The sequence below is a fragment of the Microbispora sp. CA-135349 genome (assembly GCF_050947365.1).
In the GTDB taxonomy this organism is placed as follows: domain Bacteria; phylum Actinomycetota; class Actinomycetes; order Streptosporangiales; family Streptosporangiaceae; genus Microbispora.
The window spans coordinates 7,715,016-7,740,352 of sequence record NZ_CP192001.1 but is presented as its reverse complement, the minus strand read 5'-3'; the positions used below and the strand labels follow the sequence as shown (position 1 = coordinate 7,740,352).

The window sequence follows — 25,337 nt, the reverse complement described above, 5'->3', positions numbered from 1 at the left end:
ACCGGGCTGTGCCCCCTGGTGGGGTTGGCCCCCACGCCGCTCCTCGCGGTCGCCGGGTTCGCCCTCGCCGGACTCGGACTGGCGACACCGCTGCCGTTGATCTTCAGCGCGGCCGGCCATACGGGCGCGGAGGAGGGCGCCGCGGCGGCGACCGCCGCGGTCGCCCGGCTCACCACCATGACGTACTCCGCGATGCTGCTCGCTCCGGCGCTCGTCGGCCGGCTCGCGCAGTTCCTCGGACTGACCTGGACGCTGGCGCTGCTGGTGCCGCTGCTGGTGACCGTGGCGTGGAAGGTCCCGGCGGCGATGCGGACCGCGATCGGGCCCGCTGCTCCTGTGGCCGCCGAGAGCCCGGGCGGGTTCGCGTGACGCGCCGCCCCGCGTGACCGCAGGGGACCGCCGGTCAGGGACGCTCAGCGGCCTGCACGGTGTGCCGCAGCAGCAGCGCGGTGGTGACCGGGCCGACCCCGCCGGGCACGGGCGTGAGCGCCCCGGCCTTGTCCGCGACCCCGACCGCGTCGACGTCGCCGACCAGGCCGCCGTCCTCGGTGGGGTTGGTGCCGACGTCCACGACCACCGCCCCGGCCCGCACGTGCTCGGCCGTGATAAGCCCGGCGCGGCCGACCGCGGCCACGACCACGTCGGCCGCGGCGGTGACGGCGGGCAGCTCCCGGGTGCGGGAGTGGCAGACCGTCACGGTGGCGTTCCTGTCCAGCAGGAGATGGGCGGCGGGCTTGCCGACCACGGTGGACCGTCCGACCACGGCGACGTGGCTGCCGGCCAGATCGACCTCGTGGTGGTCGAGGATCGCCACCACGGCCTCGGCGGTCGCGGGAGCGAAGGCGGGCAGGCCCGCGGCCAGGCGGCCCAGCGACAGCGGGTTGGCGCCGTCGACGTCCTTCTCGAACGCGATCGCGCCGGCCAGGTCCTCCAGCTTCGCTCCCGCCGGCAGCGGGGTCTGGAGGATGATCCCGTGCACGGTGTCGTCGGCGCTCAGCGCCGCCAGCCTGTCGCGGATCAGCCCGGGGGCGGCGTCCGCACCGAGATCGACGATGTCGCACGTGATGCCGGCCTTCTCGGCGGCGCGGGCGATCGAGCGGACGTACCAGGCGCTGGACTCGTCCGCGGTGGCGACGACGACCGCGAGCTTCGGCGGCGTGCCCGCTCGCGCCAGTTCGGCGGCGGTGGCGGCGGCCTCGGCGCGGATCGAGGCGGCGAGTTCCTTGCCGGACAGGACGCGGGCGCTCACTTGGCGATCTCCTCACGGACGGCGGCGGTGACCCGTTCGGCCCGCGCCGCGATCTCGTCCACCCCTGCCGCCGCGGCGGCGAGCTCGGCGCGGGCCCGCTCGTTCTTGATCCCGCCGAGGTTGATCTCGATGTTCACCCGGCCGGTGGTCGCGGCGGCCCGGGCGGCCTCGGTGGCGGCGGCGATGTCGGAGACGACGTTGCGGTTGCCGATGGGCAGCAGTTCTTCGGCGATGCCGACGGCCTTCCCCGCGACGGCGACCACCTCGGCCGGGACCCTGCCCGCCCCCACCAGCGCCTCGGCGATGGCGGCGGAGCGGGCCGCCTTCGCCTCGTCGGTGTCCTTGGGCAGTTTGTACGCCTCGGTGACGGCCGTGAACGCCGCCGCGTCGTCCTCGGCCAGGCGCAGGGCGCTCGCCCGCAGTTCGTCGGTCTCGCCGACGATGCGTTCGATCACGGCCGCGTGCTCGGCGTACTTCTCGCCGGTGGTGTATCGCGCGACCATGCCCAGCAGCGCGGCGGCCTGGGCGGCGTGCAGGGCGGCCGCGGCGCCTCCTCCGGGCGCGGGCACCCGGTCGGCGAGCCGGGACAGGTAGTCGCTGATCGTCTCGTCGCGCATGGTGCCCGTCCTCCGATGGTGACAGCACGGCCGGTGACAGCAGGGCCGGTGACAGCACGGCCGGGAAAATCCTCCCACGTCCCGCCCGTCACTCCGCGTACGGGCTCCTTCGTGTCAGCGGGACGGGCGGGCCGTCTCGACCGCGGGCCGTACGGGCTCGGGCGGGGCCGCGGCACGCCGGGCCCCGGACGGCGTCTGGCCGAGCAGCGTGCCGCCGAGGGCGAGGGCCATGCCGAGCAACTGAAGCGGGCTGAGCGCCTGGCCGAGGGCGGCCCAGCCGATCACGGCGGCCGACAGCGGGCTGAGCAGGGCGAGGAAGGCGACGGACGTGGCGGGTAGCCGGCCGATGCCGCGGAACCAGATCCAGTACGCGCAGGCCGTGCCGACGCCTCCGAGGTAGACGTAGCCGAGGAGATTCCCGGTGCCGAGCGCGGGCGGCGCCCCCTCTATCAGCAGGGCGACCGGGACGAGCAGCAGCCCGCCCGCGGTGAGCTGCCAACCCGTGAAGGCGAGGGCGCCGACGCCCTCCGGACGGCCCCAGCGCTTGGTCAGCACGGTCCCGGCCGACATGGACGCGGCCCCCGCGAGCCCGGCGAGCACGCCGACCGTGTCCATCCGCGCCTCGGCGCGCAGCACGACCAGGGCTACGCCGGCGACTCCGACGACGCCGGCGAGCAGCTTCCGCCCGGTGGGCCGTTCGGCGAGCAACACGCGGGCGAAGACGAGCGCGAACAGCGGGCCCACCGCGCCCAGCACGGCCGCGACGCCGCCGGGCAGCCGGTAGGCCGCCAGGAACAGCAACGGGAAGAACGCCCCGATGTTCAACGTGCCGAGCGCCGCCGCGCGCCAGATCCACCGCCCGTGCGGCAGCACCCGGCCGATGACCAGCAGTATCAGTCCGGCGGGCAGCGCTCTCATCAACGCGGTGAACAGGGGACGGCCGGGCGGGAGGAGCTCCGTCGTCACGGCGTAGGTCGAGCCCCAGACCAGCGGGGTGAGCGAGGTGAGGGCGAGTGTGCCCAGGGCCGGAAGGGAGCCACGATCGACGATTCTCATGATTGCTCCTCATTGATAATCTCAGTGTTGAGATAACAGCACGCCGAACAGTTAAACGTCAAATAGATGAACGCTGAGAGACGTCGAGGGAGCCTGCATGGGCGACGCGGTGGACATGCTGCTGGACCAGTGGCGGCGGGAACGGCCGGACGTCGACCCCTGGCCGATGGGCGTCGTCGGCCGCGTCTCCAGGCTCGCGCGGCTGCTCGACCGGGAGCTGAAGGAGTTCTTCTCGGCCTATGACCTGGAGATCTGGGAGTTCGACGTGCTCGCGACGCTGCGCCGGTCGGGCCCGCCGTACGAGCTGACGGCGGGAGCTTTGAACAGGGCGGCGATGGTGACCTCCGGTGCGATCACCAACCGCATCGACCGGATGGCGGCCAGGGGACTGGTCGAGCGCATCCCGGACTCCGGCGACCGGCGGTCGATCCGGGTCCGGCTCACCGAACGCGGCCTCGCGCTGGTGGACGAGGTGCTGGAGCCGCACGTCGCGAACGAGGCGCGGCTGCTGGCGCCCCTGGCCCCCCGGGATCGGGACCACCTCACCGAGACCCTGCGCACCCTCCTCGCGTCCCTCGGCGACACCACCCTCGGTTAGTGCCGCGACCGACAAGGTTTGCCCGGACGGAGCGGTGTCCAGAGTGGTGCATCGCAAGGCGGAGGAGGAGGTCGTAGCGGAGCCTACGGCCGACGACGACAACGCAGCGAGGTGCCGCTCTGGGCGACGCGACGGGGCAAAGATTGGCGGGAGGGGCACTAGCTCCTGAGAGCTACGCGGGAACGTGGCTCCGCGGGGTGACGCGGGCGAGCCGGTCGCGGCGCGAAGGTTCGTAGGTGTCCCGGGAAGCGGCCACGCCGCTCCCTTTCCCCCCGAACCTTCGAGGAGAAGACCGTGCTCGCACAGCACTCCGCGCGTCCGGCCGGGGCGGCCTCGTCCGCTCGGCGGCTGGGGTGGCTCAGGTGGTTGGCGCTGACGCCCCTGGCCCTGCTCGCGTCCGTTCTGGCCTTTCTCACCGCGGCGATCATGCTGGGCGCCTACGTGCCCGCGATTCCCAAGATCGGGATGATCGGCCCGGTGCTCGGCGGCCAGTATCCGTTCCACATGGCGTTTCTCGCGTTGATCGGTGTCGCCCTGTCGGCGCTGGCCTGGCGCGGCGGCCTGGTCCGCTGGGGCAGAACGGTCGCCGCGATCACGGCGCTGTCGGCCGTCGCCGCCCTGGTCGTCTGCGGCGTCCAGTTCGCCGCGGCACGCCGGGCGGGGACGAGCGTGTCCCTCGGCGAGGTCTTCAGCCAGCTCGCCTATCCGGGCGTCACACCGGACACCACCCGGACCTACGCGGTCCGGGACGGCGAGTCCCTGAAGGCGGACGTCTACCTGCCCGGAGGCCAGCGGGCGGGCAAGGCTCCCGCCGTCGTTCTCGCGCACGCCGGGGGGTTCCACACCTTCGACAAGAGCGACCTGCGCGGCACCGGCCGCTGGCTGGCCGATCACGGCGTCGCCGTCTTCGCCGTCGACTACCGCCTCGCCACCCCCGAGCGGCCCACCTGGGACAAGGCTCCGCAGGACCTGCTGTCGGCCCTGCGCTGGGTGCAGGACCACGCGGACGGCTTCGGCCTCGATCCCGCGCGGATCTCCCTGGGCGGCATGTCCGCGGGCGGCACGCTGGCCCTGGACACGGCGTACCGCCTGAAGAACGGCGCCATCCGGGCCGCCGACGGGCGCACCCCGGAGCCCCCGGCGTCCGTGGTCGGCTTCTACCCCGGCACCGACGTCACGGAGATGTGGCGGGCGAACATGGACGGCAGCCGCGACGCCGCGGAGTGGTTCACCGGCGGTACCCCGCAGCAGTACCCGCAGCGCTATCGCGAGACCTCTCCCGTCGCACAGGTCCGGGCCGGCCTGCCGCCGACGCTGCTCGTGGTGGGCGACCGCGACCGCAGCGTCCGGCCACCGACGGTCAGGGCGTTCGGCGACGCGCTACGCCGCCACGGCGTCGACACCAGGATCGAGGAGCTGCCCTTCGCCGACCACGCCTTCGACGACGCCTACGGCAGCCTCACGTCCCAGACCAGCCGGCAGATCCTGCTCGGCTTCCTGACCGCTCACTGACGCCGCCGAAAGCCACCAGGCTCCGCACCCGGTCCTCAAAGCCGGTGCCGCGGGGCCTACCGCATCCGCCGTAACACCGTGCCGAGACCTGACGTCCCCGCCGTCTCTTACACGGGCGGGTGGCGACGGCAAGAGGCCGAGGCCGCGGCGGTCGGGCCGGACGTCTCAACTGGCTACCGTGATTACAAAGGACGCCATTCCGGTTCACGAAGGACGGCCGTCGTCTCCTCGAGCCAGCCACGTCAGCGCATCCTCGTTCTCCGCAGCCGTGCGATAGGGCTTGCCCACACTTCTTTGGACAACGTTCCGGAGAGACTGCACCCTATGAGGATTGGGAAGGACAGCGGTTCCGATGCAGTCCTGCCAAACTGTTCCTTGCACGAAGACCGAGCCATCCAGGGCTGACATCACGAAAGCAGGGCGTCCGTACGGCCCGCCGGTAATCCCAGCGGCAGCGCCTTTCCCCATGATGTCCCAATCCTCAAGCAACTCGACCAGGCCCCATACTGGCTCGACCATCTCGTTGCCCGGTGCAGTCTCCCCTTCATCCGAACCGATGGGCACGTTGATCGACAGCAAGAACTGACGCTTGGCCGAAAACAAACCGTACTCCGTTGCCAGCGCGTACCAGTCAGCGTTCGCCTTCGGGACCAGGGCCGGGTCGTCCAGCCCGACAGTCCGATCCCGTCGACCCTCGCCGGGATAGCACGATGTCACCATCCCGGCCGCGAAAGCAGGAATTCCGGTTGAATACCTGAAGCCCAGAAACCGCAGGCCACAGCCTTTCATCACCGGCGCAAGCAGGTCGACCTTCAGTGTCATCCCTCCAGGCCATACTTGGCACCTCTCGAAAATGTTCATGAGCTTACCGTAGAAATGCCCTGCACTCTTTATTTTCCCCTTCGGGCTCACCCATTTGCACCGGGTCCGGCACGGTGACGGTGAATGACTGGTGGCTCGGCTTATCGAAGGCTGCGCCGGTTGAGCTCCCGCTCCGCGTTGGTGAACAACCGGATCGTTCAGCCGGCCTGGGCTGGATCGATGGTCAGAGCTCGTACGCGGGCGGCGTCCTCGCGGGGGAGGGGCGGCGGGGTGAGCGCCCGGCGGGAGTCCATCGGGCGGAACGCGGTGCGGGACAGGCCCGTCCACGCGAACGCCTTCTCAACGGCTGCCGTACGGCGTCTCCGCCCGGGAAGGCAGGCGGCGGTGACGCGGCCGGCGGCGCGGGCGGTCCAGGGCAGGCCGCACCAGGCGTACAGGTCGCGGAAGCCGTCGAGCGGGGCCGCGCACAGGTCCTCGTAGCGGACGACCCTGATTCCCGCCGTACGGCCCGCCGCCGTGTCGGCGACCCGGCGAGCGGTCTTCCACAGCATGGCCGCGCCGGCTATCGCGTCGTGCGAACCGGCGAGGGCGGCCAGTTCCGCGACGTGGGGGTGGTCGCGGACCAGAAGCGGCTGGTCGAGCAGTTCGCCAGGGTCCACGCGCCAGCCGAGCCGCCGCCAGCTCGCCACGAACGACACCGGATCGCGGAGCAGCACGATCACCCGGCAGCCGAGCCGCTCGGCGAACCACTCGGCGGACAGCACCGCGAAGGGGTCGTCGAGCAGGGCCCGCCTGGCCAGCAGACGGCCGAGGGTGAAGGCCGTGCCGTACTTGGCCATGCGTGCCAGGTCGCCGGGCCGGTGGTTGCGGCGGACTTCGGCGGCCCAGTTGTAGCGCAGCGCGACGGTGCGGGAGAACGCCGCCAGCCAGGGCGTCTCGTTGTCCGGGCAGATGTATTGGAACCGGTGCGTCACGGACGCGTCGAGCACACCGGGGGAGCGACCGGGCGGACGCTGCGGATTCAGCGGCTCGTTCACGTAGACGAGGCGGCCGCTCGCGGTCAGCATCCGGCCCACCCAGCTCGTGCCGCTGCGCGGCAGGCCCGTGACCAGCATGGGCGGCCCTGAAGCCGCCACCCGGTCCCGCTTGCGCCGCCGCTCGGATGCCGGTGTCACGACGCCTCCATGACGGCCCTCGTCCGAGTGGGACGATTCAGGCCGAAGGGGCGCAGGCCGTAGCGGCGGTGGACCTGCACGGCGGGCAGCAGGTTCTTCACGATGACGCCGCCCGACCAGCCCAGCGCCGCCCCGAGCGCGCCGTGCGCGGGCACGAGCAGCACGTCGAGGACGACCGTCACCGCGACCGCCGTGGTCACGTTGGCCAGGCCGGCGGCCGTACGCCCGCCCGCGACGAGCACGACGTCGACCATGCCGCAGGCGGTGGCGACCATCATCGTGGCCGACAGGACGAGCGCGATCGCGCCGCCACCGGCGTAGGGGGGCCCGAACAACGGCAGCAGCCACGGTGCGAGCGCCGCGTATCCCAGCCACAGCGGCCAGGTGAGCAGCACGAGCCACCTCGTGGTCGTGCGGTACACCGCGCCGGCGCCGTCCAGGTCGCCCTCGGCCAGGGCCCTGACCAGCCGTGCCTGCGCGGCCTGGGCGAGCCCCTGGTTGGCGAGTTGGCCGAGCACCTTGAAGCGGGTCGCCGCCGTGTAGACGGCCGCGGCGGCGGGCCCCGCGAGCAGCGCGACGATCACCACGTCGAGCCGCTGGAACACCGACTGCAGGGCCGCCGCGGCCGACCGCGGCGCGGTGTGCCGCCAGAACGCGCCCACCTCTCCCACCTCGTACGGACCGAGCGCGCGCAGCCGTACGGCGGCCAGCGTCACACCGGCCACGGAGGGAAGCGCCCACGCGGCGGCCAGCACCGGCGGCGGGGCTCCGGCGAGCACGGCGGCGGTGACGAGGGCGAGCTGCCCGAGCGGCTGGACGGTCCCGGCGAGCAGCAGCGTCGGCCGCATGGTGCCGAGCCCGCGGGTGGCGCAGATCAGCACGTCCGACAGGGCGACGAACGGCAGCGCGGCGGCCAGTACCGCCCAGACGCCGCCGGGCACGCCGGTGAGCCCGGCCAGCGGTCCGGCCGCCAGGACGATCCCGGCGCCCGTCACCGACGCGAGCAGGGCCACCGGCGCGAGGATCCCGACGACCAGCCGCCGCCCTCCGCCCCGGCCGGCGCCGCACGCGGCACGGTTGCGGGCCAGGGCGTGAACGAGGCCGTTGCCGGTGTCGAGGCGGACGACGCCCGCGAGCATCAGGCACAGGGCCGTCGCGCTGAAGAACATCCCGGCCGCCGCCGGTTCGAGCGACCGCGTCACCACCAGCGTGATCGCGACCTGCCCGCACGCCGTGGCGCCCGCCGTGGCCAGACCGGCGAGCCCGTGCCTGAGAAGACCCCCCGTCAGCGCCGCCACGAGGGCACCGTCCCGAGCCACGGCACGAGCAGCTCGTCCCACGGCTCGAAGTGCTCCCGAAGCCGGCGGTGAACCGACGCGGGCATGACCGCACGCGGCCGTGCGTTGTGCCGCTCGAACTCCACGTTCCCCAGCCGGGGCAGCCCGAGGAAGCCCAGCACCCGGTCGTACGCGGAGGCGGGATCGCGGAACAGCAGCCCGCTGTCGAGCACCAGGATCCGGTCGTGCCCCACGAGCGGCTCCAGCCGGGCCAGTTGTTCGGCGTACCGCCCTCGGGCCAGGTAGGCGTGGTGCCGGTGCGCGTGACTCACGTACCCGGGGACGGTCCGCAGCCGTTCGGCCTCACCGGCGAGGCGTTCCGGCTCCAGCGCGAGGGCGCGCTCGAAGCACGGCTCGGTCTCGAACCCCCGCGCCAGCTCGTGCGCGTGCGCGGAGCAGGCCCGCTCGACGGGATCCCGGACCAAAGCGATCAGCTTGACGCCGGGCAGGTCCTCCGCGATGCGGGCCCCCGCCAGGGGATGGAACAGGTAATAGGGAGCGGACTCGAACGCCAGCGGGTCACGGCCGTACCGGAGCCTGAGCGGCAGCGCCCTGGACGCCAGCGGGAAGTGCGCGCGGTACCACGACAGGCCCCGGTCGTAGGCCATGTCGAAGTAGTGGACGCCCTTGCGCAGCACCGGCTTCAGCACCAGTGGGTGCCGGGACAGGGCGCGGTACAGCGAGGTCGTGCCGCACCGCTGGGCCCCGACGATCAGGAACGACGGCAGCACCCTGCCGCCGCTGGTCACCCTCCCGGCGGCGAACGAGACGGCGTGCGCGGGACGTTTCAGCGCGGTCCTCACAGCAGGGCCTCCAGGTGGTCGACGAGCGGGTTCAGCCAGACGGCGGGCGGCCCGAGCGGCTCGTGGCCGTCGCGGCGGTGCCGCTCCGCCAGGGCGACCAGGTAGTGGACCGCCGTACGCCGGGCCAGGGCCACATCGGCGCCGAACGGTTCCAGGAGCCCGCCCGCCTGGGCGAGACAGGACCGGGCGGCGATCGGAGGCGGCATCCGGCGCAGCGCGCGATGGAAGAAATGGTGCAGGGCGTCGAAGCCGGGCGGCACGCCCACCGCGAACCGTTCCCAGTCCCACACGAGCAGCCGCCCGTCCGCCCCCGCGGCGATGTTCCAGGGGGTGAAGTCCCCGTGCCAGGCCGCCTGGTCGCCCGCGCCCCCGGCCTCCGCCTCGCCGTACCCGCCCCCGGCCTCCGCCTCGCCGTTCGGGCGGATGGCGGCGATCTCCCGTACGGCGGACGCGAGCAGACGGGCGGGCACGCGGCGGGAACCCACGCGGCGGGAGGCCACGGGCAGCGGCGACAGCATCAGCACCTCCAGGCCCCGCCACACGCCGTGATACAGCACGTCGGGCGGCACGACGACCTTCAACGGCCGCCCGGCGAGCATGCGCAGCACCTCGCTCTCGTACCGCACCAGCCGCCTCGCCCGGGGCGAGTCGCCGATCTTCACGAACCCCGCGAGCCCCGACTCGTCGTACGCCTCCAGGATCGGTTTGCGGTTGGCGCGGCGGGCCGGCCTGACGTGGACGACCACCCGCACGCGGCGGTTGAGCACGTCGCTCAGGTGCGTCTCGATCGTGTCGGGCCCGCTTCCGACGGGCAGGCGGCGGCCCAGCGCGGTGTGCCACCACGCGCGCGGGACGACCCGCCGGGGGACGAGGCGATGCGGCAGCACGCTGCGGACACATGGCCGGGCGCCGGACCCGGAGGAGGGGAACAGCAGGGGCAGGACCTCGTCCAGATAGCCGAGCCGATCGGCAGCGTCCCTCATCGCGCCTCCGTGGGATCCGATGTGACGGCGGCGTTGCGCCAGAGCAGGGCGAAGGAGATCAGATACAGGGTCAGGGCACTGATCAGGCCGTCGTAGACGAACATGTAGAGGAGCACGAGGATCATCACGAGCGTCCCCGCCCTGCCGATCGGCGACCGGTCCGCCCAGTAGCGCCGCACCGCCCCGGCGAAGAAGGCGACGTACAGCAGGGCCCCCGCGAAGCCCTGGCTGATCAGCAGCAGCCACAGTTGCCCGTCGCTGCCGAGCGGGGGATGGCCGCACTCCACACACCACGCGCTGCGGCCCGTCGTGACCGTGCGGTGGCTGCCGTACGCGTAGCGGGTGTTGCCGAACCCGATGACCGGCGACGAGGCCGCGACCCGGACCGTGGCGGCCACCGTGAACGCGCGGATGCCGTTGCTGTGCGGGTTGTCCAGCCGTTGCGTGACGATGGTGCTCAGCGGCGACAGCAGGAACACCGCCGCGGCGACGGTCGTGACCGCCGTGGACAGCAGCAGCCGTCCGCCCGGCGCTCCTCCGTCCCCCACCCTTCGGCCCCCGACTCCTCGGCCCCCGACTCCTCGGCCCCTGAGTACGAGGTACGCCGCCGAGACCCCGAGCCCGATCCACAGCCCCCGGTTGAGCGAGTAGACGACCGGGACCGCCGCGACGGCGAGCAGCAGCACGGCCACCGCACGCCGGCACGGCCCGCCGTAGGCCCACCAGCCCACCACGAACCAGATCACCAGCACCGAGACGTCGCTGCCCCAGGCGTTGGCCCACTCGAACGGCGCCTCCGGGCGCGGCGAGGCGTGCCCGAGCACGTGCTGCACCTGGGCCGCCGTCGGGTGGATCAGGTTGGCGACGAAGGGGTTGCCCCCGATCCACGACGGCAGCGCCATCTCCAGCGGAGAGGTGAACGCGAAACCCGGCGCGAGCACGCCCAGCAGCCCGCCCGCGACGGCCGTCAGGAACAGCACGCCGAGCCACCGCACCAACGTGCGCTGCGGCAGCTCGTCCAAAGTGAGATTGCCCAGGTAGAGCACCATGACCAGGAGCGAGACGTAGACGGCCAGCCGCATCAGATAGCCGATGACCCGGCCGGTGGCGAGCTCGCCGTACGTGCCGTCCGGCGTCTCGGCGAGCGCGAGCGCGCTGATGAGGTAGCCCGTGAGCAGCAGCGCCCACAGGCCGAAGCCCTTCGGCACGCGGATCGGCCGCCTGCGCCACAGCACCGCAGCCATCGGCACGGCCAGCACCACCACCGACAGGGCGCCCAAGCCGAGCGCCCACCAGACCGGGTAGCCGAGCAGGAGCGCCGCGATCGGCCACGCCGCCGTGCCGCCGCGGGCCGCCGGGCGGCCCCGTTCCGGTTCGCCCGCCGCATGACACCGGTCGCCGGACCGCCACCGCGCCGGTCGCGTCGCATGTGGCCGTGCCGGATGCTCTGCCCGCGCCGGAGAGCCGGGCCGCCCCGGGGTGTCCGTTCGGCTGTGCCATCCGTACTCGTGCGGGAGGGCGGTGCGGGGGCCGGAGACGCTCACGTGCCCCACTGCGCGGTCTCCGGGACGGGCGCGACGAATCCCGGCGGCACGGCGACGGCGCCGAGAACGCGGGCGCCCTGCCGGGCGAGTTGCCGTACGGCCCGGGTGACCTCGGGGGAGGTCGTCCGCCGCAGGCCGACCAGCAGCAGGGCGGCGTCGGGATGGGCGGACCGGCCGGTCACGACCGTCACCGGCACGAGATGCGCCAGCGCGGTGCCGAGGCCCTTCGCGAGCGGCCTGGCCGCGCCGCGTGCCCCCGCGCCTTCACGGCCGCCTGCCCCCACGTCTTCGAGGAGCAGCCGGTGGGGCCCGCCGCCCAGGGACGTGGCGACGGCGGCGGCCATCTCGTCGAGGAACGCCGGATCCGGCCTGGCCGGAAGCTCGGCGAGCAGCGGCAGGCCGCACAGTCTCTCGATGTCCGCGCAGGTGCGGATGCGGGTGTCCAGCCGGTCGCGGCCGAAGGCGGCCCCCGCCCCGGCGAGGACGCCGAGGAACAGGCCGCTGCCGAGGAAGAGCGGAGGGCTCGGATGGGCCGGCCGCGCGGGCGGCCTGGCGGGACTGATCACCGTGCCCGGTGTCACGGCGACGGTCTTCAGCGCGTCGTAGCGCAGCGTGAGGTCCGACAGTTGCCGGGCGAGCATGGCCTGCCGCCGTGGCGTCCCCGGCCCCGCCGCGCTCTGCCCTCCTGCGCTCTGCCTTCCTGCGCCTCCTGCGTTCTGCCCCCCTGCGCCTCCAGCGCTCTGGCCCGCCGCGCCCCCGGCGGCCGTGGCCCGGGTCGTCGCCGCCTGAGTCGCCGCCTGGGTCGCCGCCTGGGTCGTCGCGGCCTCGTCGAGATCGTCCTCGACCTCGCGCAGCCGCGCGGCGATCAGCTTGAGCTGGGAGCCGATCGCGTCCTCGGCGGCGCGTGCGCGGTTGCGCAGGTACGCCTGCGCGTACGCCTGGGCTCCCGCCGCTGCGGCCCGGGGGTCCGACGCCGAGTAAGAAATGGAAAGAATGGCAGAATTGGGGGGAACGTCCACTGTCATGTGCTCCCGTAATCCCTCCGGATCCGGATTTTTCAGTATCCCGGCGGCCAGAGCGGAGACGACCGCCGACCGGGCGATCTGTGATTCGGTGTCGAGGTTGAGAGGCTCCCTCTGCCGGGAATTCGGCACGTTGAACTGTTCCTGCGCACCGGTCGGCAGCACCTGCACCTGGGCGACCGCGGTGTAGCGCGCGGGGGTCAGCGCGAGCGCGGCGGCCCCGCCGCCCACTCCCGCGAGCAGGCAGGCGGCGGCGACCAGGCGCCTGCGCTCGAGCACCGAGCCGTATTCGGACAGGTCGCGGCTGTGCGGCGGCAGGCTCATCGGACTCCCCGTGCCCTCGTTCGTCACGCGGCCGCGGCGGCGGTGGGACGGGCGATGGCCCCGGATGAGGGAGGAGCCGCCGGGCGCGTTCGTGGTCCCGGCGGCGATCCGCCGGGATCCGGTCTCGAACTATAAGCCGCCACGGAGTTTCGTCCCGGGCTGTTTCCAAATTCGCGCCAGGAGATGGCCGCTCAATTAGGCGATGAAAACGGAAATGTCCGTACTTGCGAGATGGGGAAACGGCCCCCGAAGCCACGGGAATTGATGGGATGGTGTTTGCCCATCCGTTCATTGCCAGGTCTGCCGAGAAAAGGGGGAGCGATGAGACTCATCGCCGGCGTGGCCGTACTCGCGGCGGGGGTGTGCGCGACGGCCTGCACGGGCACCGCCACGAGCGGGCGGGTGCCGGGCGGCGGCGCCGGGACGACGCCGGTCGCCTGCGTGGTCACGGACAAGCTCATCCCGACGTGCGGGGCGTGGTGGGGGATCGCGCCCGACGTCTTCTCCGGACGCGGACCGGTCCGCGCGGTGGACCTGGCAGAACGGCGCATGGGCCGCCGGGCCGACATCGTGCACGTCTACCACCGGGGCGGGGAGCTCTTCCCGACCGCCGAGGAGCGGGAGATCGCCAAGGGGCCCCGCCTGCTGCTGGTGAACTGGAAGCCGGCGCTCGACCACACGTGGGCCGAGGTCGCGCGCGGCGAGGTGGACGGGCGCGTCGACCGGCTCGCCGAGCACATCCGGCGCACCTTCCCTGGCCGGTTCTTCCTCACGATCCACCACGAGCCGGAAAACGACGTGCGCGAGGGCGGGGGCTACTCGCCCGCCGACTACGTCGCGATGTATCGCCACGTGGTGAACCGCCTGCGGCAGCAGGGGGTGCGCAACGCGGTGACCGTCATGACCTACATGGGCGCGCCCAACTGGGCGGCCAAGCCGTGGTTCGGCCGGCTATATCCGGGCGACGACGTGGTCGACTGGGTGGCCTTCGACCCGTACGCGGACGACCGGGTGAGCGACTTCGCCGGGCTGGTCGACAAGACCCGGCCCGACGCGCCGGGCTGGCCCGGGTTCTACCGGTGGATGCAGGCCAGGTTCCCGGCCAAGCCGATCATGGTGGCCGAGTGGGGCGCCTTCGAGCGGCGCGGGGCACCCGCGTTCAAGCGCGACTTCTTCGAGTCGGTCCGGCGCCAGATCGGGGACTACCCCCAGATCAAGGCGCTGGTCTACTTCGATTCGCCGCTGGCGCCCCGGGGGGACACCAGGTTCGACACCACGCCGGGTGCCACCCGGGCGTTCGCTCAGCTGGGGCGGCTGCCGCGCTTCACGTCGACGCCGGTGCCGCCCTCCTGAGCCTGCGGCGCACCCCCGGCGGGCGCGTCGGCAGACGCCCCGGCGGATGCCTCAGCGGACCCAGCCGCCCGAGGTGACGAGGTTCAGCACGGCGCCGACCGCGCGCTCGATCGTCATGTCCGTGGTGTCGAGGACGAGGTCGGCGTCCTCCGGCTCCTCGTACGGATCGGAGATCCCGGTGAACTCCGGGATCAGCCCGGCCCGGGCCTTGGCGTACAGGCCCTTGCGGTCGCGGCGCTCGCACTCCTCCAGGGGAGTGGCGACGTGGACGAGCAGGAAGTCGCCGCCGACCTCCTCGACCATCGCCCGCACCTCGTCCCTGGTCTCGGCGTACGGCGCGATGGGCGCGCAGATGGCCAGGCCGCCGTGGCGGGCCACCTCGGCGGCCACGAAACCGATCCTGCGGATGTTGCGGTCGCGGTCCTCGCGCGAGAACGTGAGCCCGGCCGACAGCATCCGCCGCACGACGTCGCCGTCCAGGTAGGTGACCGTGCGGCCACCGCGTTCGAGCAGCGCGTCGCGCAGGCCCCGGGCGATCGTCGACTTGCCCGAGCCTGACAGCCCGGTGAAGAACACCACGAGCCCCCGCTTGTGCGGCGGCCCGGGAATCGTGATCGGCGCGGGACCGGCGTAGTGCTCGGTGGCGCCGTAGTTGCGCGCCACGTGCTCGCGGAGTTCGAGGTCGATCTCGGTGTCCTCGCGCGGCGCGAGCGGCACCGCGACCACCGTCGCCCCCGGGAGCCGCTCGGCCGCCTTGAGCGCGGCGCGCACCACGGCCGGGCCGCCCTCGCCGAAGACGAGGGGCATGAGGAGCACGGTCGCGTCCAGTTCCTCGACGGTCGCCGCCACGTCGTCGAGCGCGGCGCCGTCGAGCGGCCCGCGCATGGTCACCGCGAGGACCTCGCCGTCCGGCAGGTCCTTGCGGACCTCCTCCGGCGTACGGCGCAGCCGGGAGAACGGACCGTACACGGGGGCGTCGAGCGCCTCGACCGGCCCGGCGGCGTGGTGGCCGTCCCGCTCCACGACGGTCAGCACCGCGACCGCCGCGCCCTCGGGGTCTTTGAGTGTCACCCGGTCGCCGGGCCCGAACTCGTCCGGGAGCGCGATCGTGATCGGGTCGGGCCAGGACGCCCCTCCGGGCAGCCGCCCGCGCTCGGCCACGCTCTCCACCTCGGCCGAGGTGAGGAAGCCGGTCAGCGGCGCGTACGCCCCGGACAACAGCAGTTCCAGGTCCGCCAGCTCACGTGCGTCGGGCGTCCACTCGGTCATTGCTTCCGTTTCCGCTCGATCGGTCCCAGCTTGGTCTGGGGCGCAGCTCGGTGGGTCGGATACGCACCCTACTGGCAACCACACGCATAGCGCGCCGGTGCTCGGGGCGTCTACAGGCAGACATTAATCCGAGGAGGTGCTCGTGGACGCCGCAGAAGAGCGACGATTCCGCGAATTCGTGTCGGCCCGCGCGCCCGCGCTCATGCGGCTGGCCTATCTGCTGACCGGAGGGGACCAGCACTCCGCAGAGGACCTGGTGCAGACCGCCCTGGCCAAGGTCGTCACCAGGTGGGGGCGCCTCGACGAGCCCGAGGCGTACGTGCGGCAGGTGATGTACCGGCAGCAGGTCAGCTGGTGGCGGCTCGCCCGGCGGCAGCGGGAGACCAGCGTGGCCGATGTGCCGGAGCGCCCGGCCGGCCGCGCGGGCACCGACGAGACCGAGCTGCGGATGATCCTGCGCGAGGCGCTCGCCCGGCTGACGCCCCGCCAGCGCGCCGTGCTCGTGCTGCGCTATCTCGAAGACCTGCCCGAGGACCGGGTGGCCCAGGTCCTCGGCTGCTCCGTCGGGACCGTGCGCAGCACCGCGCACCGGTCCCTCGCCCGGCTGCGGACGACCGCGCCGGAACTCGCCGATCTGCGCCTGAGTGAGGTGATCTCATGACGCCCCGGATGCTGAAGCAGACGTTGGAGGAGTGGTCGCGAGAGGTCCACGTGCCCGGCGACCTCGCCGACCGCGCGCTGCGCCGCCGCTCGCGGCTGCGCCTGACGAGATTCGCGGGGGCGGTCTCGTGCGCGGCCGTCGTGGCGGCCGTGGCCCTGCTGGTGCCGCTGGTCGTGACCCCTCTCTTCGGTGAGGAGCCGATCTCGCGGGTCGGCGGCCCGCCGGTGGTGGTGCCCGTCCAGCCCTACCGGCAGACGACCCCCGCGGAGGACGTGCTCGCCGACACCGGGAACTCCCCGCCGAAGACGATGATCGCGGCGGGCAGGGTGGCCGTCTCCGCCTACTACACGTGGCGGTCGCGTACGGTAGCCGGGCGCGAGGTGCTGGACCGCACGTGGTATCTCCTCGATCCGGCGACGGAGAGCTACGAGAAGACGGAGTGGGGCTGGGCCGAGGTGGCGCCCGGCCTGCGCTGGGCGGCGGTCCTGGAGAAGGACCTGCCCGTGCGGAGGATCGGGATCTTCGACATGGAGACCCGGCAGGTGCGGGCGTGGGTGCCGGTGGACCACCCCGTGGGCGGCGTCGCCTGGTCGCCGGACGGCACGCGCCTGCTCGCCACCGCCTACGACGAGTCCCCCGACCTGGACATGACGTCCGTCGACCGGCGGCGGTGCCCGGCACGAGTCGCGGCGACGCCGGAGGACCTCCGGCAGCCGCCGTTCCAGATGATCTCCACCAGCCGCACCGGCTTCTACCTCGTCGACGTGGCGACCGCGACGGCGGGCGACTTCCACGCCGTCGATCCCTGCTGGACCGACAACAGCAACGTCAGGCGAGACTTCGCGTGGAGCGACGACGGCACCCTGATCCGCGAGCGCAGCAACGTCTGGCAGCGGCCGGACGCCTTCCTCGACCTGGAGGGCAGACCGCACGACGCACCTCCCGGCTACGTCGACACGGAGTCGAAGGCGGGCGTGTCGCCCGACGGCACGCTGCTCGCCGGCCCTGACGGCATGCCCACCAAGGTCACCAAGCTGTCGACGGGTGAGACCGTGGGCCGCCAGCAGGTGCTCCAGCTTCTCGCCTGGGCCGACGACCGCCGCCTGGTCGCACTGGGCTGCGCGGACACGTGCGGAAGCGAGTTCCACAACGGCCTGGTCCTGGTGAACGTCGACGGCAAGGACATGGTCCAGCTCTCGGCCTACCGGAAGAACACCCAGCAGCCCGAGGCGTGGGAGCCGGTGCTGACCCTCAAATAGCGGCCCGGTTGTAGTGGCCCGGTTGTAGGGGCTCAGATGAGGCGGGCGAAGTGGTTCTGCGGACGGCGGATCACCATGGTGATCTCGTCCTCGGTGCCGTTGAGCCCGCCTCGCGAGAGCGCGGCCACGGCCCGGCAGACCACGGCGACCAGACCGCCGTGCGGCCCCCGCCGGGCCGGGCCGCTCACCGCCGAGTAGTCCTCGGCGATCATGAGCCCGCGCATCAGGCAGTAGGCCTGGATGCCCTCGCGGGAGGCCAGCGGCTCGTAGACCGCGGGAAGCGGCCCCACGGACCCGGCCGGGGCGAGCGTGCGCCACAGTCCCCGCCGCAGCCAGCGGGGGGTCACCCGGTCGCAGAAGCCGTACGCCGACTTGCGGTCGCGCATCTTCAGCAGCAGCAGCCCGCCGGGGCGCAGACCGGCGACGAGCCGGTCGAGCACGAGCTCGGCGTGGTGGACGCGTTCGAGCAGGAACGACACGTAGACGACGTCGAAGGAGCGGGGCGGGATCGGCACGAGACGCAGGTCGCCCAGATAGGACGCCTCCAGGTCGCCGCGGTTGGCGGTGTGGGCCCGCAGGGGCGGGAGATCCTCGTCCACCCCCGTCATCCTCGGTTCGTAGCGCCCCACGTCGAGGGCGCCGCCCCGGCCGCAACCGGCGATGAGGATGTCGAGCCGCCGCCCGAGCTGGTCGGTCCACTGCTCGCGAATCCGCTGGCTGAACACGTCGTCCTGGTCGGCGGACGACAACCGAACCTCTGTCATGCCACTGAGAGTAATCATTTGACGACGTTCAGTGGCGCATTTGCCGTCACCCGCCATGTCCGGACCGAGGAGCGACCGGAGCGAGGCGAGGGGACAGGGCGTAGCCTTGGTAGCCGCGGCCCGGTTGGGAGCATCTCGCGGATCCCCTCCGTCAGGGGGATCGGCCGGATGAACGGGGTCGCGTCCGCACGCCGGCTGTCTTTGTCACGGGGCTTTTGAAGGCATCGATGTCTCTTTCCGGACTGCTCGACCTCGTATCCGCCGAACCCAGGCTGGCCGCCGCGCTCGACGCCGCCGGGCAGGCCGCCCATCCCGGCGCCGAGCTGGTGGCGCCGCCGGCGCTGCGGCCGTTCGCCGTGGCCGCGCTGTCCCGCGTACGGCCGGTGCTGGCCGTCACGGCGACGGCGCGCGAGGCGGAGGATCTCGCCGCCGCGCTCACGAGCCTGGTCGACGAGAACGCCGTGGCCGTCTTCCCCGCCTGGGAGACGCTGCCGCACGAGCGCCTGTCGCCGCGAAGCGACACCGTCGGCCAGCGCCTGGCCGTACTGCGGCGGCTGGCGCACCCGGTCGAGGGCGACCCGGCGGCCGGCCCGCTGCGGGTCGTGGTGGCCCCGGTCCGCTCGCTGCTCCAGCCCATCGTGGCCGGCCTCGGCGACCTGGCGCCCGTACGGCTGCGCGCGGGCGACGACGCCGATCTGGACGACGTGGTGGCCCGGCTGGTCGAGAACGGCTACCACCGGGTGGACATGGTGGAAAAGCGCGGTGAGGTGGCCGTGCGCGGCGGCCTGCTCGACGTGTTCCCGCCCACCGAGGAGCACCCGCTGCGGCTGGAGTTCTGGGGCGACACGATCGAGGAGATCCGCTGGTTCAAGGTGGCCGACCAGCGCTCGCTGGAGGTCGCCCAGGACGGGCTGTTCGCCGCGCCCTGCCGCGAGCTGCTGCTCACCGACGACGTACGGCGGCGCGCCCGCGAGCTGGGGGAGGAGCACCCGGCGCTGAAGGACGTGCTCGACCAGCTCGCCGAGGGCGTGCCGGTGGAGGGCATGGAGGCGTTCGCGCCGGTGCTCGCCGGGAAGATGGACCTGCTGCTCGATCACCTGCCGATCCGGTCGGCGGTGTTCGTCTGCGATCCCGAGCGCATCCGTGGCCGGGCCGTCGAGCTGGTCCACACCAGCCAGGAGTTCATGGAGGCGTCCTGGATCGCCGCGGCGGCGGGCGGCGAGGCGCCGATCGACCTGGAGGCGGCCGCCTTCCGCACGCTCGAGGAGGTGCGCGACCACGCCCGCGAGCTGGGCCAGCCGTGGTGGAGCATCGCCCCCTTCGGCGAGGGCGCGGAGCTGGACGCGCAGGACGTCGAGGCCTACCGGGGCGACACCCAGCGGGCACTGGCCGACATCAAGGGCTGGCTCGGCGCGGGCAAGGCCGTCGTGCTGCTGAGCGAGGGGCACGGCCCGGCCGAGCGCATGGTCGAGCTGCTCAAGGGCGTCGACGTGGCGGCGCGGCTCGTGCCGGCCCTCGACGGCCCGCCGCCGAAGGACGTCGTGCAGGTCACGACCGGCCGGATCGACCACGGCTTCATCACGCCGGACGTCGCCGTGGTGACCCACCTCGACCTCGTCGGCCAGAAGGCGTCCACCAAGGACATGCGCCGGCTGCCGTCGCGCCGCCGCAACATGGTCGACCCGCTCCAGCTCAAGGTCGGCGACCACGTCGTGCACGAGCAGCACGGCGTGGGCCGCTACATCGAGATGGTGCAGCGCACGATCCAGGGCGCGACCCGCGAATACCTCGTGATCGAGTACGCCAGGGGCGACCGGCTCTACGTGCCGACCGACCAGCTCGACGAGGTCACGCGCTACGTCGGCGGCGAGGCCCCGACGCTCAACCGGATGGGCGGGGCCGACTGGGCCAAGGCCAAGACCCGGGCGAAGAAGGCGGTCAGGGAGATCGCGGGCGAGCTGATCCGGCTCTACTCGGCCCGGATGGCCTCGCCCGGCCACGCGTTCGGCCCCGACAGCCCCTGGCAGCGGGAGATGGAGGACGCCTTCCCGTACGCCGAGACGGGCGACCAGCTCGAAGCGATCGACGAGGTCAAGCGCGACATGGAGCGGCCCGTCCCGATGGACCGCCTGATCTGCGGCGACGTCGGCTACGGCAAGACCGAGATCGCGGTGCGGGCGGCGTTCAAGGCGGTGCAGGACGGCAAGCAGGTCGCCGTGCTCGTGCCGACGACGCTGCTGGTGCAGCAGCATCTGTCGACGTTCGGAGAGCGGTTCGCCGCCTTCCCGGTCGCGGTGAAGCCGGTCTCCCGGTTCCAGACCGACGGCGAGGTCAAGGCGACCCTCGACGGCCTGCGTACGGGCGAGGTCGACGTGGTGATCGGGACGCACCGGCTGCTGTCGCCCGAGGTGAAGTTCAAGGACCTCGGCCTGATCATCGTGGACGAGGAGCAGCGTTTCGGCGTCGAGCACAAGGAGGCCATGAAGCACATGCGCACGCAGGTCGACGTGCTCGCCATGTCGGCCACGCCGATCCCGCGGACGCTGGAGATGGGCCTCACCGGCATCCGCGAGATGTCGACCATCCTCACCCCGCCCGAGGAGCGGCACCCGATCCTCACGTTCGTCGGGCCGTACGACGAGAAGCAGATCGGGGCGGCGATCCGGCGCGAGCTGATGCGCGACGGGCAGGTGTTCTTCGTCCACAACCGGGTCCGCACGATCGACAAGGTGGCCTCGCGGCTGCGCGAGCTGGTGCCGGAGGCGCGCATCGCGGTCGCGCACGGGCAGATGAACGAGACCCAGCTCGAGAAGATCATGGTGGACTTCTGGGAGCGCAGCTTCGACGTGCTCGTGTCGACCACGATCGTCGAGTCGGGCCTGGACGTGCCCAACGCCAACACGCTCATCGTGGACCGCGCGGACAACTACGGCCTGTCGCAGCTCCACCAGCTGCGCGGCCGGGTCGGCCGGGGCCGCGAGCGCGGCTACGCCTACTTCCTCTATCCGCCGGAGTCGCCGCTGACCGAGACCGCGCACGAGCGGCTCGCCACGATCGCCCAGCACACCGAGATGGGCGCGGGCATGTACGTCGCGATGAAGGACCTGGAGATCCGCGGCGCCGGCAACATCCTCGGGGCCGAGCAGTCCGGCCACATCGCCGGCGTCGGCTTCGACCTGTACGTCCGCATGATGGCCGAGGCCGTCCAGGAGCAGAAGTCCAAGCTCGCGGGCGAGGCGAAGGTGGAGGAGCGGCCCGAGGTCAAGGTCGAGCTGCCGATCAACGCCCACGTGCCGCACGACTACGTCACCTCCGAGCGGCTGCGCCTCGAGGCGTACAAGCGGATCGCGGCCATCGGCTCGGAGGACGACATCGCGGCGGTCCGCGACGAGCTCACCGACCGGTACGGCAGGCCGCCCCAGGAGGTGGACAACCTGCTGGAGGTGGCGCGTTTCCGGATCAAGGCCCGCAAGGCCGGGCTGACCGACGTGACGCTGCAGGGCCAGCAGATCAGGTTCGCGCCCGTCGAGCTGAAGGACTCCCAGCAGGTGCGGCTGCAGCGGCTCTACCCCCGCTCCATCTGGAAGCAGGCGACGGGCATCCTGCTCGTGCCGGTGCCCAAGACCAAGCCGATCGGCGGTCAGCCACTACGCGACCTCGACCTGCTGAAATGGTGTGGGGACCTGGTCGAGGCCCTGTTCCTGGAGTCGATGCGGGTACAGTGACCCGCGAAATTGTCAACATATGCGTGGCCGGTGTCGTTCGGGAGGATCGTCCGTGAAGTCGTATCGAGTGCGCGTCGCCGTGGCGCTGGCGGCGGCCGGGATCGCCGTGACCGCGTGCGGCGGCCCCGTGCAGGCGGGTTCCGCGGCCATCGTGGGCCAGGAGCGCATCACCTCCAGTGAGCTGAACGACGAGGTCCGCGCGCTGCGCGCCGACCTGGCGGCCAACAAGATCCCCGAAGACCAGCTCCGGCTGCCCGCCTCGCTGACGCAGATGGTGCTGCTCAACATCAGCTTCAGCAGGCAGTTCCAGGAGTTCGGCCGGCGCAAGGGCGTCACGGCCACGGACCGGGACATCGACAACCTCGCCACGGCGCAGGGTGGTTGGCCCCAGTTCAGCAAGATGCTGCTGGCCAGCGGCATCCCGACGGACCGGGCCCGCGACTTCCTGCGCGCCTATGTCATCCGCATCAGGCTGATGCAGCAGGCCGGCGCCGGCCAGGACGAGGCGAGCCAGCAGGCGGCGGCCCAGAAGGTCGTCCAGGAGGCCGACTCCACCGTGCCGGTGAAGTACAGCCCGCGCTACGGCAAGTACGACCCCGAGCAGGCGATCTTCGTGCCCGACGACCGCTTCGGCGCGGCGAGCACGGCCCCGGCGGGCGGGCTCCCGGTGGGCGACGCCCCGGCGGGCGGCGACGCCGCCGGCGCAGCCGGCTGACGTGATCGTGTAGTTCTTCCGCGGCACGCGGCCGGCCTGGCCGTTTCCGTGCGTGATCACGCATTTGCCTGATCACGCACGGGGGTGGTTAGGGTGAGGGCATGGCGTTGATCGTGGTGACCACATCGCCCCGGGTCGCTCCGGGCCTGCTCACGCCTGCGGCGTGGAAGGCCCTCACCGGAGAGCGGGTGCTCACCGGCACCTCGGACCACCCCTATCTGCCCTATCTCGACGAGGCCGGCGTCCGGGTCGAGGTGGTGACCCCCGACCCCCGGGCGCTCGCCCGCGAGAGCCGTACGGGGACGGTGGTGTGGCTGGCCGCGCAGGACGGCGACGAGGACTTCCTGCGCGCGGTCGGCCATGCCGCGATCTCCCTGGACGAGCCGCCGGAGATCGAGGTCGTCCCCGGCTCCTACGACCTGCCCGGCGCCCGGCTGCTCGATCTCGTCCAGGTGATGGACCGGCTGCGCCGCGAATGCCCCTGGGACCGCAAGCAGACGCATGAGTCGCTCGTGCCGTACCTGGTCGAAGAGGCCTACGAGGTGCTGGAGACCATCCACGAGGGCGACTACGGTCCGCCGCTGCGCGAGGAGCTCGGCGACCTGCTGCTTCAGGTGATGTTCCACGCCCGGCTCGCGCAGGAACGGATGGGGGCGGACGGGGACGGCTTCGACATCGACGACGTCGCCGACGGCATCGTGGAGAAGCTGGTCCGCCGACACCCGCACGTCTTCGCGGAGGTCGAGGTCTCCGGCGCGGGTGAGGTCAGCGACAACTGGGAGACGATCAAGGCGGCCGAGCGGGCCGCCAAGGGGGAGTCCGCCTCCGCGCTCAGCGGCGTGCCCATGGGCCAGCCGGCGGTCTCCCTGGCCGCCCAGCTCCTCCGCCGGGCCGGGCGCGCCGGCGCGCCCGCCTCCCTCGCGGACGACCTCGCCCCGGCCGCCGGCGCCCGCCTGTTCGCGCTCGTACGGGAGACACAGGACGCGGGGCTCGACCCGGAGGCCGAGCTGAGGGCGGCGGCCAGGGAGTATCGGCGGCGCGTGGAGGAGTGGGAGAGCTCGACCGGCCCCAGCGCCTCAAACGGCTGACCCTGCCGTCGTACCGCGCCCGGACACGCCGTGAACGGGCGGCCCCTGCGCCGTACCGGGTAGTAGGGACCGATAGGCTCGGGTGGCAAACCGCCCGCCATTTTGCTAGGAGCGTTCGTGGCTGCCATCGAGGCCATCACCGCCCGCGAGATCCTCGACTCCCGTGGGAACCCCACGGTCGAGGTCGAGGTACTGCTGGACGACTACAGCACCGGCCGCGCCGCCGTTCCGAGTGGCGCCTCCACCGGTCAGTTCGAGGCCGTCGAGCTGCGCGACGGGGACAAGAAGCGCTATCTCGGCAAGGGTGTCGAGAAGGCCGTCCTCGGCGTGACCGACGAGATCGCCGACGAGCTGATCGGGTTCGACGCCGAGGAACAGCGTCTCATCGACCAGACGATGATCGACCTGGACGGCACGCCCAACAAGGCCCGCCTCGGGGCCAACGCGCTCCTCGGCATCTCGCTGGCCGTCGCCAAGGCCGCCGCCGACAGCGCCGACCTGCCCCTGTTCCGCTACGTCGGCGGGCCGAACGCGCACATCCTGCCCGTGCCGATGATGAACATCCTGAACGGCGGCGCGCACGCCGACACCAACGTGGACATCCAGGAGTTCATGATCGCGCCGATCGGCGCCGAGACGTTCTCCGAGGCGCTGCGCATGGGCGCGGAGACCTACCACACGCTCAAGGGCGTGCTCAAGGAGAAGGGCTACGCCACCGGCCTCGGCGACGAGGGCGGCTTCGCGCCGAACCTGCCGTCGAACCGCGACGCGCTCGACCTGATCCTGGTCGCCATCGAGAAGGCCGGTTACACGCCGGGCCAGGACATCGCGCTCGCGCTCGACGTCGCGGCCAGCGAGTTCCACAACGACGGCGTCTACACCATCGACGGCAAGGGCGTGTCGTCCGCCGAGCTGATCGCCTTCTACGAGGACCTGGTCCGCTCCTACCCGCTGGTCTCCATCGAGGACCCGCTGAACGAGGAGGACTGGGAGGGCTGGAAGGCCATCACCACGTCGCTCGGCGCCAAGGTCCAGCTCGTTGGTGACGACCTGTTCGTCACCAACCCCGAGCGGCTCGGCCGCGGCATCGCCGAGGGCGCGGCCAACGCGCTGCTGGTGAAGGTGAACCAGATCGGCACGCTGTCGGAGACTCTCGACGCCGTGGACCTGGCCCACCGCAGCGGCTACCGCTGCATGATGAGCCACCGCTCCGGCGAGACCGAGGACACCACGATCGCCGACCTCGCCGTGGCCACCAACTGCGGCCAGATCAAGACCGGCGCTCCGGCCCGCTCCGACCGGGTGGCCAAGTACAACCAGCTCCTGCGCATCGAGGAACTGCTCGACGACGCCGCGCGGTACGCCGGACGCGCCGCCTTCCCGCGTTTCCAGGGCTAGGTCGTATCCGACAAATCGCAGCCCTGCTGCGGCGGCCCGGGCGGCGCGATGCATCCACCTGGA

22 protein-coding genes are annotated in these 25,337 nt (G+C 72.5%); 10 read left to right on the top strand and 12 right to left on the bottom strand.

Annotated features, from left to right (window positions below; all coding sequences use genetic code 11):
- Positions 1–18: 18 nt before the first annotated feature.
- Positions 19–369 carry a hypothetical protein gene (locus tag ACQPZZ_RS35640; protein WP_432926362.1) on the top strand — a complete coding sequence of 117 codons (351 nt, stop codon included), beginning with the start codon at positions 19–21 and terminating at the stop codon, positions 367–369.
- A gap of 34 nt (positions 370–403) precedes the next feature.
- Here ACQPZZ_RS35640 and ACQPZZ_RS35635 read toward each other — a convergent pair whose 3' ends face one another.
- The 3 genes from ACQPZZ_RS35635 to ACQPZZ_RS35625 all read right to left on the bottom strand — a co-directional run bounded on the left by ACQPZZ_RS35635 (position 404) and on the right by ACQPZZ_RS35625 (position 2,922).
- Entirely contained in the window at positions 404–1,249 is an 846-nt protein-coding gene (locus ACQPZZ_RS35635) for a bifunctional 5,10-methylenetetrahydrofolate dehydrogenase/5,10-methenyltetrahydrofolate cyclohydrolase (RefSeq protein ID WP_432926360.1), read from the bottom strand.
- Positions 1,246–1,866, bottom strand: a complete 621-nt coding sequence (locus tag ACQPZZ_RS35630) for a cyclodeaminase/cyclohydrolase family protein (RefSeq protein ID WP_432926358.1) — start codon at positions 1,864–1,866, stop codon at positions 1,246–1,248. Before ACQPZZ_RS35630 ends, ACQPZZ_RS35635 begins: the two co-directional genes overlap by 4 nt.
- A 114-nt stretch (positions 1,867–1,980) precedes the next feature.
- Complete coding sequence (locus ACQPZZ_RS35625) at positions 1,981–2,922, bottom strand: EamA family transporter (RefSeq protein ID WP_363644853.1); 942 nt, start codon at positions 2,920–2,922, stop codon at positions 1,981–1,983.
- Between the two features lie 97 nt (positions 2,923–3,019).
- Between ACQPZZ_RS35625 and ACQPZZ_RS35620 the strand changes: the two genes are divergently transcribed.
- Together ACQPZZ_RS35620 and ACQPZZ_RS35615 are read left to right on the top strand one after the other, a co-directional pair.
- Positions 3,020–3,520 (top strand): MarR family winged helix-turn-helix transcriptional regulator, encoded by a 501-nt coding sequence (locus ACQPZZ_RS35620; protein WP_432926355.1) that lies wholly within the window; start codon positions 3,020–3,022, stop codon positions 3,518–3,520.
- A gap of 294 nt (positions 3,521–3,814) precedes the next feature.
- Positions 3,815–5,032: an alpha/beta hydrolase gene (locus ACQPZZ_RS35615; protein ID WP_432926353.1), complete on the top strand. Its 1,218-nt coding sequence runs from the start codon at positions 3,815–3,817 to the stop codon at positions 5,030–5,032.
- 204 nt (positions 5,033–5,236) lie between these two features.
- Here ACQPZZ_RS35615 and ACQPZZ_RS35610 read toward each other — a convergent pair whose 3' ends face one another.
- The 7 genes from ACQPZZ_RS35610 to ACQPZZ_RS35580 all read right to left on the bottom strand — a co-directional run bounded on the left by ACQPZZ_RS35610 (position 5,237) and on the right by ACQPZZ_RS35580 (position 13,042).
- Positions 5,237–5,854 (bottom strand): hypothetical protein, encoded by a 618-nt coding sequence (locus tag ACQPZZ_RS35610; protein ID WP_432926351.1) that lies wholly within the window; start codon positions 5,852–5,854, stop codon positions 5,237–5,239.
- A 197-nt stretch (positions 5,855–6,051) separates the two neighbouring features.
- Positions 6,052–7,029 (bottom strand): sulfotransferase, encoded by a 978-nt coding sequence (locus ACQPZZ_RS35605; RefSeq protein ID WP_432926349.1) that lies wholly within the window; start codon positions 7,027–7,029, stop codon positions 6,052–6,054.
- Positions 7,026–8,327 (bottom strand): lipopolysaccharide biosynthesis protein, encoded by a 1,302-nt coding sequence (locus tag ACQPZZ_RS35600; RefSeq protein WP_432926347.1) that lies wholly within the window; start codon positions 8,325–8,327, stop codon positions 7,026–7,028. Before ACQPZZ_RS35600 ends, ACQPZZ_RS35605 begins: the two co-directional genes overlap by 4 nt.
- A complete protein-coding gene (locus ACQPZZ_RS35595; RefSeq protein ID WP_432926345.1) occupies positions 8,315–9,169 on the bottom strand; it encodes a sulfotransferase domain-containing protein in 855 nt (284 codons plus the stop codon). Before ACQPZZ_RS35595 ends, ACQPZZ_RS35600 begins: the two co-directional genes overlap by 13 nt.
- Positions 9,166–10,152, bottom strand: coding sequence for a hypothetical protein (locus tag ACQPZZ_RS35590; protein WP_432926343.1), 987 nt, complete (start codon positions 10,150–10,152; stop codon positions 9,166–9,168). Before ACQPZZ_RS35590 ends, ACQPZZ_RS35595 begins: the two co-directional genes overlap by 4 nt.
- Complete coding sequence (locus tag ACQPZZ_RS35585; RefSeq protein WP_432926341.1) at positions 10,149–11,696, bottom strand: hypothetical protein; 1,548 nt, start codon at positions 11,694–11,696, stop codon at positions 10,149–10,151. Before ACQPZZ_RS35585 ends, ACQPZZ_RS35590 begins: the two co-directional genes overlap by 4 nt.
- Complete coding sequence (locus tag ACQPZZ_RS35580; protein WP_432926339.1) at positions 11,693–13,042, bottom strand: hypothetical protein; 1,350 nt, start codon at positions 13,040–13,042, stop codon at positions 11,693–11,695. Before ACQPZZ_RS35580 ends, ACQPZZ_RS35585 begins: the two co-directional genes overlap by 4 nt.
- Before the next feature lie 321 nt (positions 13,043–13,363).
- Between ACQPZZ_RS35580 and ACQPZZ_RS35575 the strand changes: the two genes are divergently transcribed.
- Positions 13,364–14,395 (top strand): glycoside hydrolase family 26 protein, encoded by a 1,032-nt coding sequence (locus ACQPZZ_RS35575; protein ID WP_432926337.1) that lies wholly within the window; start codon positions 13,364–13,366, stop codon positions 14,393–14,395.
- Between the two features lie 51 nt (positions 14,396–14,446).
- Here ACQPZZ_RS35575 and cysC read toward each other — a convergent pair whose 3' ends face one another.
- Positions 14,447–15,748, bottom strand: a complete 1,302-nt coding sequence (gene cysC, locus ACQPZZ_RS35570) for an adenylyl-sulfate kinase (RefSeq protein ID WP_432926335.1) — start codon at positions 15,746–15,748, stop codon at positions 14,447–14,449.
- Between the two features lie 58 nt (positions 15,749–15,806).
- On the opposite strand from cysC, the gene ACQPZZ_RS35565 reads away from it, so the two are divergent.
- Together ACQPZZ_RS35565 and ACQPZZ_RS35560 are read left to right on the top strand one after the other, a co-directional pair.
- Positions 15,807–16,325 (top strand): SigE family RNA polymerase sigma factor, encoded by a 519-nt coding sequence (locus ACQPZZ_RS35565; protein WP_432926333.1) that lies wholly within the window; start codon positions 15,807–15,809, stop codon positions 16,323–16,325.
- Entirely contained in the window at positions 16,322–17,584 is a 1,263-nt protein-coding gene (locus ACQPZZ_RS35560) for a hypothetical protein (protein WP_432926331.1), read from the top strand. Before ACQPZZ_RS35565 ends, ACQPZZ_RS35560 begins: the two co-directional genes overlap by 4 nt.
- A 32-nt stretch (positions 17,585–17,616) precedes the next feature.
- Here the strand turns inward: ACQPZZ_RS35560 and ACQPZZ_RS35555 are convergent, their stop codons facing one another.
- Positions 17,617–18,348 carry a methyltransferase domain-containing protein gene (locus tag ACQPZZ_RS35555; RefSeq protein ID WP_363644834.1) on the bottom strand — a complete coding sequence of 244 codons (732 nt, stop codon included), beginning with the start codon at positions 18,346–18,348 and terminating at the stop codon, positions 17,617–17,619.
- Between the two features lie 227 nt (positions 18,349–18,575).
- Between ACQPZZ_RS35555 and mfd the strand changes: the two genes are divergently transcribed.
- From mfd to eno, 4 genes are all read left to right on the top strand, one after another.
- Positions 18,576–22,073 (top strand): transcription-repair coupling factor, encoded by a 3,498-nt coding sequence (gene mfd / locus ACQPZZ_RS35550; RefSeq protein ID WP_363644832.1) that lies wholly within the window; start codon positions 18,576–18,578, stop codon positions 22,071–22,073.
- Positions 22,074–22,125: 52 nt separating this feature from the next.
- Positions 22,126–22,788, top strand: a complete 663-nt coding sequence (locus tag ACQPZZ_RS35545) for a hypothetical protein (protein ID WP_432926328.1) — start codon at positions 22,126–22,128, stop codon at positions 22,786–22,788.
- 101 nt (positions 22,789–22,889) lie between these two features.
- Complete coding sequence (locus tag ACQPZZ_RS35540) at positions 22,890–23,876, top strand: MazG family protein (protein WP_432926326.1); 987 nt, start codon at positions 22,890–22,892, stop codon at positions 23,874–23,876.
- A gap of 117 nt (positions 23,877–23,993) precedes the next feature.
- A complete protein-coding gene (gene eno, locus ACQPZZ_RS35535) occupies positions 23,994–25,274 on the top strand; it encodes a phosphopyruvate hydratase (RefSeq protein WP_363644826.1) in 1,281 nt (426 codons plus the stop codon).
- The last annotated feature ends 63 nt before the right edge of the window (positions 25,275–25,337 follow it).

What these genes read in the sequence shown, in the direction of transcription:
- ACQPZZ_RS35630 (WP_432926358.1), bottom strand. Translation starts at nt 1,866, where the DNA reads ATGCGCGACGAGACGATCAGCGACTACCTGTCCCGGCTCGCCGACCGG.
- ACQPZZ_RS35625 (WP_363644853.1), bottom strand. Translation starts at nt 2,922, where the DNA reads ATGAGAATCGTCGATCGTGGCTCCCTTCCGGCCCTGGGCACACTCGCC.
- ACQPZZ_RS35620 (WP_432926355.1), top strand. Translation starts at nt 3,020, where the DNA reads ATGGGCGACGCGGTGGACATGCTGCTGGACCAGTGGCGGCGGGAACGG.
- ACQPZZ_RS35610 (WP_432926351.1), bottom strand. Translation starts at nt 5,854, where the DNA reads ATGACACTGAAGGTCGACCTGCTTGCGCCGGTGATGAAAGGCTGTGGC.
- ACQPZZ_RS35590 (WP_432926343.1), bottom strand. Translation starts at nt 10,152, where the DNA reads ATGAGGGACGCTGCCGATCGGCTCGGCTATCTGGACGAGGTCCTGCCC.
- ACQPZZ_RS35580 (WP_432926339.1), bottom strand. Translation starts at nt 13,042, where the DNA reads ATGAGCCTGCCGCCGCACAGCCGCGACCTGTCCGAATACGGCTCGGTG.
- ACQPZZ_RS35575 (WP_432926337.1), top strand. Translation starts at nt 13,364, where the DNA reads ATGAGACTCATCGCCGGCGTGGCCGTACTCGCGGCGGGGGTGTGCGCG.
- ACQPZZ_RS35560 (WP_432926331.1), top strand. Translation starts at nt 16,322, where the DNA reads ATGACGCCCCGGATGCTGAAGCAGACGTTGGAGGAGTGGTCGCGAGAG.
- ACQPZZ_RS35555 (WP_363644834.1), bottom strand. Translation starts at nt 18,348, where the DNA reads ATGACAGAGGTTCGGTTGTCGTCCGCCGACCAGGACGACGTGTTCAGC.
- mfd (WP_363644832.1), top strand. Translation starts at nt 18,576, where the DNA reads ATGTCTCTTTCCGGACTGCTCGACCTCGTATCCGCCGAACCCAGGCTG.
- ACQPZZ_RS35540 (WP_432926326.1), top strand. Translation starts at nt 22,890, where the DNA reads ATGGCGTTGATCGTGGTGACCACATCGCCCCGGGTCGCTCCGGGCCTG.